This is a genomic window from Desulfitobacterium sp. LBE (assembly GCF_007830365.1).
Classification (GTDB): Bacteria; Bacillota; Desulfitobacteriia; order Desulfitobacteriales; family Desulfitobacteriaceae; genus Desulfitobacterium; species Desulfitobacterium hafniense.
The window spans coordinates 4,951,187-4,964,127 of record NZ_VLKD01000001.1 but is presented as its reverse complement, the minus strand read 5'-3'; the positions used below and the strand labels follow the sequence as shown (position 1 = coordinate 4,964,127).

The window sequence follows — 12,941 nt, the reverse complement described above, 5'->3', positions numbered from 1 at the left end:
CATCCCCTTGATTATCACCCTGGTCCCTACTGGGCTTACCCGCCCTTTGGCCCGCCGCCTATCGGGGCAGGGGACAAAGGCGGGTTAGCTCAGGGTTAGGAATTCTTAACCACCGTCAGCAGCATCTTGAAGGAGGTTATGGACTGTACGGCATGGGGAATTCCGGCCGGCATAACGATCCCTTCTCCCGCTTTAAGCCGGTAACGGGTTTCAGCAATGGTGATTTCCGCTTCTCCATCCATAATATAGGCCATGGCATCTCCGTGGGCCGCATGAGTGCTCACGCCCTCCCCTTCCGCAAAGGCCAGAATGGTCAGGCCCACGCCGGGTTTTTGGGCAAGGGTTAAGCTGGCTACTTTGCCTGGTTCGTATGCCACTAAATCCAGAAGCTTAAAAGGGGCGGAGTGCTCAATATTCTTAATAAGTTTTTCAGTCATTTATTTATCTCTCCTCATTCAATAATGTTATCTGCAGCATTTTAAACCGGCCTTTGCCTGCTATGGCATGGATTTTGTGAGCCGGAACCATCAACACATCCTCAGGGGCTAAAGCAATTTTTTGATCGGCAAAGGTTATGACGGCTTCGCCCTGGAGGATAAGATACAGGGTATCGCCAAAATACTCCTCTTCACTGACGGATTCCCCGTCAGCGAAACTAAATAAACTGATTTGAACACGGTCGCTTTGAGCAAGCGCCATGCTGAGTACTTGGTTGTCACGGGCTTCGAGCAAAGAAGCCAGGGGTAGGGGTTGCTCCTGGGGCAAATTCTTCAGTCTTGCCATGTGTTCTCCCTCCTTAATGTGTGATTGCGGCAATAATCTCCCGCCGGATGTCTGTCAGCTCAGGTGAACCCGGATCTCTTCCTTCTTGTCCCGGCAGCCTAAATTCTTTGCTGATTTCACCGGGTCTGGGGGATAAAACGATGATCCGGCTGGCAATGGTTAAAGCGTCATCGATCTCATGAGTAATAAACAGCACTCCTTGTTTATGCTTTTGCCAAACTTTTAACAGCAGCTGGAGCATTTCCCTGCGCAAGCAATAATCAAGCCCTTGAAAGGGTTCGTCCATCAGGAGCAGATGGCTTTCATAGTAAAAGGAGCGGGCGATTCCACAGCGTTTTTTCATGCCTCCGGAGAGCTGGGCGGGATAATAGGTCTCAAATCCCCTTAAACCCACCGTATCAATCAATTCCTGAATCACGGACCGATTCTCCTGGTCCCTGACCAGCCGGATATTGTCCCAGACGGTCCGCCAAGGCAGGAGTCGGTCATCCTGGAAGACATAGGCCATGGCATCCGACCCTCCGGAAAGAGCTCCCCCATCGGGTTTTTGGATTCCGGCGATAATATTGAGCAGGGTGGATTTTCCGCAGCCTGATGGTCCGATTAAAGCAACGATTTCGCCATCTTCCACAGTGAAACTTACCTTGTTAAGGACCGGGAGAGTGCCGAAGGATTTACTGATCTCATGGAGTTGCAGCATAATTTTTTTCCTTCCTAAAGAGAAACTTACCGATGAGGAAATCGGAAAGATAAAATAAGAGCACAACGAGGATGGACCAGGCGATGATGCTCTCCGGTTCCACATTGAGCCGTCCCAGTTTGATCATCCCGCCAATTCCGTCGCTGGTAGTCAGCACTTCGGCCATGACCGCAATTTTCCAGCCGCTCCCTAAGGCAATCTGGAAAGCGGATTTAAAATAAGGGAGTATGGAGGGAAGGATCACATGCCTTAATCTCTTCACCTTGGAAAAACGATAGAGACAGGCCATTTCCAGAAGGTTTTTATTGATGCGCCGAAATCCTGCGCAGACGTTGATGGTGATCACCGGCAGGGTGGAAAGGATGACGATAAAGACGGCAGGTTTGCCGTTGAATCCAAACCAGACCAGAGCCAAAACCACCCAGGAGACGGGGGGCACCGTCTGCATGATCCCGATCAGGGGGGACAGTACCCCTTTAACCTGTGAAAAGTTCCCCATTAAAATCCCTAAAACCAATCCCAGGCTCACTCCCAGGGATAAGCCGGCCAGGAGCCTTCCGGCGGTCAGGGGAATCATGGCGTAAAGATCAGGACTTGTCAGTATTTTATGGATCTCCGCCAGCACACTGCCCATGGTGGGCACGATCAGGGGTGAAAAGTGCAACGTCAGCACTTTCCACAAGCTGATGACCATGAGGAAAGACAGGAGTTTGTAACCGGAGTCCTTGGTCAGCAATCCTCTACTTTTCACCGTGCGCTCCCTTACTTACCACCATAATACAGGCCGTCGTCGGCAACCTTTCCCCCAATCATAGAGGGTTCAAAATCCCGGAGCAGCTCATAGAACATCTTCAGCTCTGTTTGGGAATCCTGGGCGCTTTGGAAGGTCAGCCCCATACTGGGCAAGGCTTTGGCCACCAGCTCTTTTTTCAATCCCAAATACTTTTCGGCCAGCTCACCCATTTGCTCAGGGTGCTCATTAGCCCATTGGGTGGATTGGGCATAGGCTTCCTGGAATTGAGCTGTTAATTCCGGATAAGCGTCGATGAATTTCTGGGTTGTTCCGAAACCGGCATTAGGTATTTTGGTGTCCGTAGCGTTCACCCTTTGCCATTCCTCTTCGAAGCTAAAGGCAATCCGCAATTGGGGATTAGCCAGCAAGGCTCTTGTCACCTGGGGTTCGATGAGGGTTGCATAGGCAGCTTTGCCTGAGGCAAGGAGTGTGGCGATTTCCGGAGTTGAAGCATAGATGATCTCCAGGTCTTTGCCTGCTTCCAGACCGGCTTCATGGAGGAAATACTGGGTTAAAGCATCCGGCGGCGAGGACTGCAAGGGGACATAGACTGTTTTCCCTTTCAGATCCTGCCACTCTTTTAGGTCAGGGTCGGAGGTCACAAAGTAGGTGACTCCCCAGGTGTTGACATTCATCAAGCGCACGTCCAACCCTTTGTTATAGAGTTTGGCGACCACCGTCAGGGGAAAAGCAAACAGGGCATGTTCGCCGTCCTGAACCATGGCGATTAAGGTTTCCGGTTCATCCCAGATGGACAGCTCGATGTTCACATTCTCACCCAGAGCCTTGGTCTCCATCATATGCAGAACAGGCAGAGCCGGAGGTGCGGTGGGCACACCGACTTTAATGGTTATGGGTTCTGAGGCTGTTTCCTGAGTTCCTTGAGTCTCCTGGTTGTTTGGTCCTTCCGACTGGGCCGGCTGGGCAGTGCCGCAAGCCGCTAAGGTCAGAACCAGGAAAAGCATGATCAGTATTGGTATAGTCCTCGATAAGGTCTTTTTCATTGAAAATCCTCCCTTTTTGATATATACTAACACCAGGTTAGCTAAAGCTAACTTAAGGCGGTAAAGAAAACCCGCCTTCGCCGAGCTTTAGTTTCACACTGCACAAAAGGCGAAGTCGTTGGTTGCCCTTATGCTTAGAAAGTATAGTGCGCAAGTTTATACTTTCTGACAGTGCAAAATATGGTTAGCAAAAGCTAACCTCACTATAGTTTTAGCAGATTTTTGCCGGTAAATCGGTTGCTATAGCAACCCGGAGGAGGTCATATGAAAAAAATTGATTCCGTATTGCAATCAATGCCTCTCTTTAAAAATATCCAACCGGATAAATATACTAATGTTCTTTCCTGTCTGAACGGACGTATTCAAGACTATGCCAAAGGCGAGATCATCTATAGCCTGCAGGATCCCCTGAAAAGTGCCGGCATTGTGCTTTCCGGCCGGGTCAATATGTCCATGGTCAGTGTGACCGGCACAGAGCATTATGTTCAGCAATTTGATCCGGGAGATATTTTCGGTGAAGCTTTGGCCTGCCGGGCTGATCCTATGGACAACGGCGTATTGCAAATAACGGCTGTCCAGAACAGCAGCATCCTGTTTGTCTGCCTTTCCCATCTGTTTATGGAAAAGGCCCTGACTTGCCCTTATGCCTCGCAGGTGGCTTTAAATCTGCTTAAAGAAGTGGTGGATAATAATATCTTTCTGAGCAGAAAAGTGGAGATTTTATCTCAGAAAAAGATCAGGGACAGGATCTTCATTTATCTGCAATCTGTGGGCCGCTCCGGAAATACGGTGAATATCCCTTTCAACCGCCAGGAGTTGGCTAATTTTCTGGGGGTGGACCGCAGCGCCCTCTCCCGGGAGCTTTGCCTGATGCGGGATGAAGGGATGATCGATTTCTATAAAAATGAGATCATTCTTTTAAGAAATGATCTCATTTCCTAAGGGGTAGGCCGGGCTTAACAACTGTGCAGAAATTTCGTCTTCTCGCCGCAACAGGTTAGGTCCAATTTGTGCATAGCTCTTGTGCAGGCAATGTAGAGAAGGCTTCGGTCTAATTGGGTTTTAAAAAGGTCATCGGAAACCTCGGGGACGATCACCTGATCAAATTCAAGCCCCTTGGCCATATGCACAGACGTCATGACGATGCCCTCCTGAAACTCGCTGCTGCCGAAATCCAATAAAACCATAGTGTCATAAGAGCCCTGGAGTTGTGCAAACAGCAGCCTGGCCTGTTGCTGGGATTTGCAGATAATACCCAATGTGGCATATTCGGATTGCCTGAATTCCTCGATCAAATGCTGTATTTCAGCAAGCTGTTCCTTGGGGGTCCGGCATACGGTTATGGTTGGTATGTCGCCATGCCGCTCGATGGGAATCAGCTTTTTGTTTTCTAAAATCTTTTGGGTGAACCCGGTGATTTCAATGGTTGAACGGTAGCTCCTGCACAATTCCATACCTTGGCAATCGGCAAAGTAGGGCTGAATCTTTGCCATAGAGGATGAACTGTAAGGATTCACGCTTTGATGGCTGTCCCCCAAAATGGTCATGTTGCAGGAAAATAATTTTGCTAACACGGCATATTGGATAGGTGTATAATCCTGCATTTCGTCAACTAACACATGCTGTATGCTTTTGTAATCCTGCTCTGCTCCTTCAAAGTACATTTTGACATAGATAAAGGGATAGACATCGCCGAATTCCAAGGTATTTTTACGGATCAAGCGCAGCAAATCATCCTGACCGATCCTGTGGTAAAAATCTTGATACAGGGAAAGTGTATCGGTAAATCGGAACATCTTTTGGACGCTGTCTCTGATTTGGCGGGAAACTGCGGGATTCATCTTGTTAGGGGTATGCCGCTTGTGTTTTGCTATTAAATCGTCGGCGATTTTGCGCAGCCGCTTCTTGATGGGCAGTCTTTTCAGAGCCTGGTAATCGGCAAGCAGTTTTTCTTTGCCAACAAAAAAGCTTCCCAAGGCCAGATCGGTGGGAACAAAATAGTTTTCATCGGCATAGTCCAAATAGGATTGAAGCTGCTGGACAAAGAAGTTAGTGGCCTTAAATTTGATTCTGGCAATCCCTTCGGCATCCTCAGCCGCTAATAAGCTTTCTACTTGTTCGGCAAAGCTCTGATAGGGGTACTTTTGGCCAAGCATGCTCATGGCAATATCATCAAAACTTATTTCCGCCATATTCTCTTCCCCTAATTCCGGCAAAACATTGGAGATGTAGTTGCCGAATACTTTATTAGGGGAAATGATCAGAAGATTCTTCGCTGTTAAAGTCCCTTGGTAGCGATACAGTAAAAAGGCCACCCGGTGCAAGGCAATCGAGGTTTTTCCGGAACCTGCCGCCCCTTGTATGATCAGCACGTTTGCCGTCTCATTTCTGATGATGGCGTTTTGCTCTCTTTGGATGGTGGCGACAATGTTTTTCATTTTGTCATCGGAATTCCGGCTCAATTCCTTTTGCAAAATTTCGTCCCCAATATTCAGGGAGCTTTCAATCATATACTCCATTTGCGCTTGTCTGATTTTATATTGCCGCTTTAGGGTCAGCATTCCCTCGATTTTGCCAAGGGGAGCCGTATAAAAAGCCGGACCCCTTTCAAAGTCATAGAACATACTGGAAACAGGGGCCCGCCAGTCGAAAATAATGGTGTGAGCTGTCACCGGATCGGCAAACCCATGGACGCCAATATACAAGGCCTCTTCCTTTTCCGCTTTTGCTTCGGCAAAATCAATTCTCCCAAAATAGGGAGACTGGATTAATTTTTGGAGCTTCTCTCTTTCTTTGATGGCTTTTTCGCCGAAGGCAACGCTGTCGTGAACAGCGATTCTATTCGCCGCTTTTTCGGCAAGGTCAAGGTGATTTTCATAGATATACCGCTTCGTCTCTAAGATCTCTCTGGAGTAATTATCTATTTTGGCTTTTATTTGTTCTAGTGCTGTTTTAAGTTTTTTCTGTACTTCTTTTAAATAGTTTCTTTCATTGCTTTCCTTTTGGTTAAACATCTTTGATCTCCTTTATGGTTCCCTTTGGATTGATAGTCTAAGTTCATAGTCTAAGTATAGAAGGAATTTTTTCAAATGCTAGACTTATAATTTTCGCTGTGATATCATTTAAATTAAGTATTGCCCCCAGGAAATAATGCAAAAATAAACATTGTTTACATATTTTAGCATGTTATGTCCTATAGCTTTGCCAATATTCTCTATTGGGAGAGCTATATTTTTTGCCATCTTTCCGGGGTTATGGCAAGAATCAAGAGCAACGATCCTCCTATGAATAGGATATGGATATCAGATGGACTGCCTCACCGCAATGGAAGCAGTCCATCTTTTGTTATGGAAATTTCCAAATGGTACTCAGCTGGATTTATGCTATTTAAAAATTCAAAAAAATAATCAAAAAATAATTTCGCATTAACATTTCATTAATATTTGGCTCAGTTCAACTCTAATTTATTAATATTTTTATGCTAGCATCTGTTTAGTGATAGTTATTACAATCCCATAAAAATACATGGAAAGGAGGGCAGCGTACAAACCCGGTTAAACCGCTTAAATGACGATTTAGAATCAAGGAGGTTATTAGGAAATGGCAAGTCTTTTCGACAGCATTACCCATTCTGCAATGAGCCGCCGAAGGTTTATCCAAGCAAGTGCTGCCGCTGCAGCCAGCTTATCACTTGCCGGTTGCGGAAATTCCTTAACAACGGCCAGCGCTGATAAAATGACTGCTCAGGAAGGGAAATGGATTACAGCCGCCTGCTGGCATAACTGCGGCGGACGCTGTCTTAACAAGGCCTATGTGGTGGACGGTGTGGTTGTGCGCCAGAAAACCGATGATACACATCCGGACAGCCCGGATTATTTCCAGCAGAGAGCTTGCCTGAGGGGACGCGCCCAAAGAAACCAGGTCTTTGGGGCGGATCGTTTGAAATATCCTATGAAGCGCAAACATTGGGAACCCGGCGGCGGGGATAAATCACTGCGGGGACGGGATGAGTGGGTACGCATTTCCTGGGATGAGGCCCTGGATTTAGTGGCTGCCGAACTCAAAAAGGCTAAAGAAACTTATGGCAACCGCTCCCTTTTCGCCTGTGGAACTGAAGTAGGCCGGTTGTTGAACCTGTACGGCGGACATATTACCCGCTGGGGCACCACTTCTTACGGCGCCTGGAAATTCACTCCGGGAAAGATTGGTTATTCTTTCAATGCCGGTGAAGAAACCATTAATGACCGTATTGATCTGCGGGGCTGTGAGACGATTATTCTCCTGGGTTCCAACCCTGCCTGGAGTTCTGCGGGAAGCCCGTCTTATCATTTCCTGCAAATGAAGCAGGCAGGGGCTAAATTTATCGGTATTGATCCTTTTTATAATGATACCTACGCTTTGCTGGAAGCCGATTGGATCCCTACCCGCCCGCAAACCGATGTTGCCCTGTTGACCGGTGTGGCTTATACCTTGATTACGGAAGATGATCCGAGCACTAATCCTTTAATTGATTGGGATTTCTTAAAACGATGTACCATCGGTTTTGATGGGGACAGTATGCCTGAAGGAGCCGATCCTAAAGAGAATTTTAAAGATTATGTGCTGGGCACTTATGATGGCGTCCCCAAAACCCCTGAATGGGCGGCGGAGATTTGCGGTGTCGAGCCTAATACTATCCGCAGCTTGGCCCGGCAATTCACAAAGACCAAAAAAGTAGCCTTTCTGGCCGGGTGGGCCAGTGCCCGCAATCAAAATGTGGACGGTCTTCCCCAAATGATTATGACCATCGGCGCTATGACCGGCCATATCGGCAAGCCTGGCCACTGTACCGGGGTAAGCTGCCATGCCGGTGCGGGCAACGGCGGAGATGCTCTGGTCAGTCCCGGCAAAGACGGGCTTCCCGGCGTGAAGAATCCTCTGGATGATGTCTTTAATGACGCTCATATCTGGCGAAGTATTGTGGACGGTAAATATGTGTATATGGGACCCGGCGGTCAGGACCCCGGGGTAGAGCGTGATGTGGATATCCACGTCATCTATCATGCCGGCCGGGCGCTGCTGCAGACAACGGACGGCATGAATTTAGGCATTGAAGCCCATCGCAAAGTGGATTTTGTGGTCACCCATGCTCAATTTTTAACAACCACTGCCAAGTATTCCGATATTGTTTTGCCTATCAATACAGAATGGGAGCGGGTAGGGGGATTCCTCACCGGCAATCGGGAAATGGCCATTATGTATTCCCAGGTCACAGAGTCCCTCTATGAAGCCAAGAGTGATCAATGGATTGTCACGGAATTGGCCAAACGCTTAGGCTTTAAGCCGGAGGAGCTTTATCCTTTTGATGAGAAGCAGCAATTCTTTAATAAAATCGCCGGTTCTAAGGTGGTTACACCCGACGGCAAGGACTTCGAGCCTCTCGTCACTATTACTGCGGCGGATATTGCCCAATGGGGGGTCCAGGGAACACCTCAGCAGGGCCGCATCACTTTGCCGGAGCTTCAGGAAAAGGGCATTTATCAGGTGGAGCGCTATCCCGGGGATAACTATGGGTATATCGCCTGTGCGGATTTTGTCACCGATCCTGAAAAGAATCCTTTGCCATCGGAAAGCGGTAAATTCGAGATTTATTGCCGGAGCCTGGCTGAGGTTATCAATGGTACCGGCTTCAGCAAGATCAAACCGATTCCCACTCATATCCCCGCCCCTGATGGCTATGAATCCACCTTTAAGGATTGGGGCAACAAGGTTAAAGGGGATTATCCTTATCAGGTCCTCAATCCTCATTATCTAAGGCGTTCCCACACGGTTTTTGACAATGTCCAATGGCTCAGAGAAACCTGGCCCAACCCGGTCTTTATTAATACCAAGGATGCCGAATCCAAAGGCATTATGGATGGGGATACCGTACTGCTGACCAGCAGACATGGCAAGACCCTGCGCAGGGCTTGCCTGACCGAACGCTTCATGCCCGGGGTCATCGGGCTGCCCCACGGCGCCTGGGTGGATATTGATGAGAAGACCGGTATTGATACGGCCGGAGCAGACAATATTCTTTGCGGCTCTGTTCCCACCGGTCAAGGGGTTTCCGGCTGGAACACCTGTGCCGTCAACATGGAAAAGTATGCCGGCGCCCCCCTTATCCCGGATATAGAAAAACCCCAAAGAATTTTCTTTTAGAGAGGAGTGGGTGACGCATGGGTCAAAAGGGCTTTTATTTTGATATGACCGCCTGTGTCGGCTGCCGGACTTGCCAAATCGCCTGTAAGGATAAAAACAATTTGAATGTAGGCACTTTCTTCCGCAAAGTGCGGGCTTATGAGACAGGCATCTTTCCCCAACCCGGCATTTATCACTATTCTGAAACCTGCAATCACTGTGAAAAACCGAAATGTGCGGAAGGATGCCCCACCACTGCTTTGCACAAGCTGGAAAACGGCATTGTCGATCATGATAAAAACAAATGCATTGGCTGCCGGTTCTGTGTCTGGAACTGCCCCTACGGTGTGCCCCAGTTTATCGAAGCTTTGGGGCAGATCAGCAAATGCGATATGTGTAAAGATTTGGTCGAGGAAGGTGCAAATCCTGTCTGCGTGGACGCCTGTCCTCTGCGGGCTATTCATTGGGGAGAGCTGGAGGAATTAAAAGCTCAATACGGCAGCGGAAGTGTCCGCGATTTAGCCATCCTGCCTGATTCCTCGCTTACACAGCCTTCCCTGCTTGTTAAGGCTAAAACCATTGCCCTGGAAAAGGATTACCGGGAAAAGGAGATTTAACTATCCCTACCATAAGTAGTATCCCCCGGCAATATGCCAAGATGGACTGCCTCATCCCCATGAAGCAGTCCATCTTGTGCTTTAATTCAATACAAAACCACCGGTCATATTACGATTGACGGCAACGTAGTCCGGCGGGAATTCAACCGCCGGAAATGGCAGGATTAAGTGTTGCAGAGTACTGGCTTCCCCGCTCTTAGCTGAAGGCATCCTCCAGCAAAACGCCTTTAAAGACATAGGCCGCCGGTCCGGTCATATACACCCGGTTATCCTCTCCCCATTCAATCAGGAGATCGCCTCCCGGCAAATGAACGGTGACCTTACGCTCCGTCCTGCCGTTAAGGACGGCGGCCACTACAGAAGCGCAGGCCCCTGTTCCGCAGGCCAGGGTGGGGCCCGCCCCCCGTTCCCATACTTTCATGGTCAGTTCCCGGGGGCTGTTGACGATGATAAACTCCACATTGGTTTTGCGGGGAAAGAGAGGATGTTTTTCAATGGCCGGGCCGATCCGCTCAAAATCAAGGGTTTCGTAATCTTCCACAAAGATCACGCAGTGAGGGTTGCCCATGGACACTGCCGTAAATTCGAATTCCTGCCCATCCGCATCAAGCTTGGCTCCCACTACAGGATCGCCTTGAATAAGTACCGGAACCTGTTCCGACTTCAGGATCGGCTCCCCCATATCCACCCGCACCCCGGTGACTTGATCTCCGGTGATGATGAGCTGCAGGGTAAGAATCCCGGCCAAGGTCTCCACCTGGAGGGGGTTTCTGGTAACATAGCCCTGATCATAGATATAGCGGGCAAAACAACGAATGCCATTGCCGCACATCTCCGGCTCTGAGCCATCGGAATTCAGGATGCGCATCCTGGCGTCCGCTTTTGCCGAGGGCAGGACGATAATCAGCCCGTCTCCCCCTACCCCGAACTGGCGGTGGCAAAGCTTGCGGGCCAACTCCGGATAATCGGGGAGCTCTGCCGGGGCGCCCTGAAAGTGATCGATAAAGACAAAATCATTGCCCAGGCCGTGCATTTTGACAATTTCCATAGCTAACTTCAACTCCTTACCCATGATCCTGGGTGTTTTTCCTAGGGAAGTGCGATCGAGGCGAACAGATCCGGCACCAGATAATAAGCCATAATCGTGATTAAGGTAAAAATGAGGGCTAATTTGAAGACCTTTTTTATGATTAAGGAAACCGTGAAGATCGCTAATAAGCCAACGACAATATAGGATAGGGTATCAATATTATCTGCCAAAACAAATCCTATCAAAAATTCAAACATGATCGTCCTCCTCTTGCCTTGAATAGTTTATCCTGAAATCAATGAAATAGTTACATCCATGATTCTTCTAGGTATTCTGCATTACAGGCAAAAATCCTTTTTAAAATGCTTGGTTTCCCCAGGTATGGACAATAAGGAACGACCTTATCTTACCACAAAAGTGGGGATAAGGTCGTTTTTCTTTAATAAGATTATACAGCAGATTATCTCCCGATGATCTCGCTGTAGGTATAGCCTTTATTCTGCTCGACTCTTGTATAAAGCCCCACACCCTCAACCTGCCTGGCCGTGAGAATATCCAGAGCGGTCTCTATCTCCGCGGCGGGTATCCGCAGACAGATCCCGCAGCCGGCGCTGATTTGGGCGGGCAGGGGCATGACTTTCACCTGGAGTTTTTCCCCCAGCAGATATTGTTCAGACTTGATGGCCCAATTGGTGTTTTTAAAGGTAATAATATATTCCATGCTTATCGACCATACTCTTCCGCAATAGTTTTCAGGGCCCTGCTCCCTGTGGCAATTTCTTCTTCAGTATTGAAATAGGAAAAAGAAAATCTGACCATCCCCGTTTCCACGGTTTTGAATCGCTGATGAAGAAGGGGGGCGCAATGGCTGCCGGCCCGGGTGGCGATCCCGTATTTTTCCCAAAGCAGCCCGGCCAGGTCGGAGGCCGGGAGTCCCTCTATATTCAAGGAAACCACCGGCAGCCTGTTACCGCCGGAAAAATCCCCGTAAAGCCTGAGGCCTTCGATCTCTTTGATGCCCTCCACAAACAACCGGGTCAAGCGGTTTTCTCTGCTGTGAATGGCCTCGATGCCTGTATGGAGAATAAACTCCACCCCTTTTTGCAGGCCGTAAAGGCTATGGCTGTTCAGAGTGCCGGCTTCAAAAACGTCGGGCATCTCATTTTGCTGGAACATGGCAAAGCTGTGTACCCCTGCTCCCCCTGTCTTGACAATCTCAAAAGGCAGCCGGCGGTTGACAATGATCCCCCCCGTGCCCTGAGGGCCGAACAGTCCCTTATGGCCCGTAAAGCAGAGCACGTCGGCCATATCCCCGCTGACGGGAATCAGCCCCATGGTCTGGGAAACATCGAGAATCATGATCAGATCATGAGCCCGGCACAGGTCATAGAGGCGTTTGACTTCCGTAATATTGCCGGTAACGTTGGACCCATGGGTGCAGATGAGAAAGCGGGTTTCCGGCCTGATCAGCTCTTCAAAAGCATCCCTCTGTAAAACTCCATTCTCATCGCAGTCGATGAAATCCAGCCGGCATCCTTTGAGATAGAGGGGCCTCAGGACCGAATTGTGCTCCGTCACGGTGGTAATGACGGCGTCCTCCTGCTTCACCAGGCCGCCGATGACCAGATTGAGACTCTCGGTGGAAGAGGAGGTAAAGGCTATATTCAGGGGCTCGTCGCAGCCGACCAAAGCGGCGATGGCCGCTCTGGTCTTGTAGATTTCCCGGCTGGCCGTCATGGCGGCATCGTAAAAGGAACGGCTGGCATTGCCAAAATGATCGATGGCGTAAGCTACCGCTTCACCGACTTCCGGCGGCTTGATGAGGGTTGTGGCGCTATTGTCAAAATAGATCACA

Annotated in this window: 13 protein-coding genes; 3 read left to right on the top strand and 10 right to left on the bottom strand. The window is 49.0% G+C overall.

Translation table 11 applies throughout. The annotated features are described in order from the left end of the window. Positions 1-95: 95 nt before the first annotated feature. Genes DESLBE_RS23400 through DESLBE_RS23380 form a run of 5 tightly spaced genes read right to left on the bottom strand, consistent with a single transcriptional unit; the run spans position 96 to position 3,280 of the window. Positions 96-437: a cupin domain-containing protein gene (locus DESLBE_RS23400; protein WP_144678372.1), complete on the bottom strand. Its 342-nt coding sequence runs from the start codon at positions 435-437 to the stop codon at positions 96-98. A gap of 4 nt (positions 438-441) precedes the next feature. Then, positions 442-783 (bottom strand): cupin domain-containing protein, encoded by a 342-nt coding sequence (locus DESLBE_RS23395; RefSeq protein WP_144678371.1) that lies wholly within the window; start codon positions 781-783, stop codon positions 442-444. Positions 784-796: 13 nt separating this feature from the next. Further along, positions 797-1,483 carry an ABC transporter ATP-binding protein gene (locus DESLBE_RS23390; protein WP_144678370.1) on the bottom strand — a complete coding sequence of 229 codons (687 nt, stop codon included), beginning with the start codon at positions 1,481-1,483 and terminating at the stop codon, positions 797-799. Beyond that, entirely contained in the window at positions 1,467-2,234 is a 768-nt protein-coding gene (locus DESLBE_RS23385; RefSeq protein ID WP_144678369.1) for an ABC transporter permease, read from the bottom strand. The genes DESLBE_RS23390 and DESLBE_RS23385 overlap by 17 nt, the downstream gene beginning before the upstream one ends. Before the next feature lie 11 nt (positions 2,235-2,245). Continuing rightward, positions 2,246-3,280, bottom strand: coding sequence for an ABC transporter substrate-binding protein (locus DESLBE_RS23380; protein ID WP_144678368.1), 1,035 nt, complete (start codon positions 3,278-3,280; stop codon positions 2,246-2,248). Positions 3,281-3,544: 264 nt separating this feature from the next. Here DESLBE_RS23380 and DESLBE_RS23375 point away from each other — a divergent pair, with 264 nt between their 5' ends. Further along, the gene (locus tag DESLBE_RS23375; RefSeq protein ID WP_144678367.1) at positions 3,545-4,222 is read left to right on the top strand and encodes a Crp/Fnr family transcriptional regulator; all 678 of its coding nucleotides are present in this window, start codon (positions 3,545-3,547) and stop codon (positions 4,220-4,222) included. Positions 4,223-4,236: 14 nt separating this feature from the next. Here the strand turns inward: DESLBE_RS23375 and DESLBE_RS23370 are convergent, their stop codons facing one another. Then, entirely contained in the window at positions 4,237-6,294 is a 2,058-nt protein-coding gene (locus tag DESLBE_RS23370) for a UvrD-helicase domain-containing protein (protein ID WP_144678366.1), read from the bottom strand. 586 nt (positions 6,295-6,880) lie between these two features. On the opposite strand from DESLBE_RS23370, the gene DESLBE_RS23360 reads away from it, so the two are divergent. Together DESLBE_RS23360 and DESLBE_RS23355 are read left to right on the top strand one after the other, a co-directional pair. Next, positions 6,881-9,460, top strand: coding sequence for a molybdopterin-dependent oxidoreductase (locus DESLBE_RS23360; RefSeq protein WP_144678365.1), 2,580 nt, complete (start codon positions 6,881-6,883; stop codon positions 9,458-9,460). Positions 9,461-9,477: 17 nt separating this feature from the next. Further along, positions 9,478-10,056 carry a 4Fe-4S dicluster domain-containing protein gene (locus DESLBE_RS23355; protein ID WP_144678364.1) on the top strand — a complete coding sequence of 193 codons (579 nt, stop codon included), beginning with the start codon at positions 9,478-9,480 and terminating at the stop codon, positions 10,054-10,056. 196 nt (positions 10,057-10,252) lie between these two features. Here DESLBE_RS23355 and dapF read toward each other — a convergent pair whose 3' ends face one another. The 4 genes from dapF to DESLBE_RS23335 all read right to left on the bottom strand — a co-directional run bounded on the left by dapF (position 10,253) and on the right by DESLBE_RS23335 (position 12,940). Then, positions 10,253-11,104 (bottom strand): diaminopimelate epimerase, encoded by an 852-nt coding sequence (gene dapF / locus DESLBE_RS23350; RefSeq protein ID WP_172625492.1) that lies wholly within the window; start codon positions 11,102-11,104, stop codon positions 10,253-10,255. A 41-nt stretch (positions 11,105-11,145) separates the two neighbouring features. Then, entirely contained in the window at positions 11,146-11,343 is a 198-nt protein-coding gene (locus DESLBE_RS23345) for a hypothetical protein (protein WP_144678362.1), read from the bottom strand. Positions 11,344-11,546: 203 nt separating this feature from the next. After that, positions 11,547-11,807, bottom strand: a complete 261-nt coding sequence (locus tag DESLBE_RS23340) for a DUF3343 domain-containing protein (protein ID WP_005811899.1) — start codon at positions 11,805-11,807, stop codon at positions 11,547-11,549. A 2-nt stretch (positions 11,808-11,809) separates the two neighbouring features. After that, the gene (locus DESLBE_RS23335; protein ID WP_144678361.1) at positions 11,810-12,940 is read right to left on the bottom strand and encodes an aminotransferase class V-fold PLP-dependent enzyme; all 1,131 of its coding nucleotides are present in this window, start codon (positions 12,938-12,940) and stop codon (positions 11,810-11,812) included. Position 12,941: the final 1 nt, after the last annotated feature.

What these genes read in the sequence shown, in the direction of transcription:
- DESLBE_RS23400 (WP_144678372.1), bottom strand. Translation starts at nt 437, where the DNA reads ATGACTGAAAAACTTATTAAGAATATTGAGCACTCCGCCCCTTTTAAG.
- DESLBE_RS23395 (WP_144678371.1), bottom strand. Translation starts at nt 783, where the DNA reads ATGGCAAGACTGAAGAATTTGCCCCAGGAGCAACCCCTACCCCTGGCT.
- DESLBE_RS23390 (WP_144678370.1), bottom strand. Translation starts at nt 1,483, where the DNA reads ATGCTGCAACTCCATGAGATCAGTAAATCCTTCGGCACTCTCCCGGTC.
- DESLBE_RS23380 (WP_144678368.1), bottom strand. Translation starts at nt 3,280, where the DNA reads ATGAAAAAGACCTTATCGAGGACTATACCAATACTGATCATGCTTTTC.
- DESLBE_RS23375 (WP_144678367.1), top strand. Translation starts at nt 3,545, where the DNA reads ATGAAAAAAATTGATTCCGTATTGCAATCAATGCCTCTCTTTAAAAAT.
- DESLBE_RS23370 (WP_144678366.1), bottom strand. Translation starts at nt 6,294, where the DNA reads ATGTTTAACCAAAAGGAAAGCAATGAAAGAAACTATTTAAAAGAAGTA.
- DESLBE_RS23360 (WP_144678365.1), top strand. Translation starts at nt 6,881, where the DNA reads ATGGCAAGTCTTTTCGACAGCATTACCCATTCTGCAATGAGCCGCCGA.
- DESLBE_RS23355 (WP_144678364.1), top strand. Translation starts at nt 9,478, where the DNA reads ATGGGTCAAAAGGGCTTTTATTTTGATATGACCGCCTGTGTCGGCTGC.
- dapF (WP_172625492.1), bottom strand. Translation starts at nt 11,104, where the DNA reads ATGGAAATTGTCAAAATGCACGGCCTGGGCAATGATTTTGTCTTTATC.
- DESLBE_RS23345 (WP_144678362.1), bottom strand. Translation starts at nt 11,343, where the DNA reads ATGTTTGAATTTTTGATAGGATTTGTTTTGGCAGATAATATTGATACC.
- DESLBE_RS23340 (WP_005811899.1), bottom strand. Translation starts at nt 11,807, where the DNA reads ATGGAATATATTATTACCTTTAAAAACACCAATTGGGCCATCAAGTCT.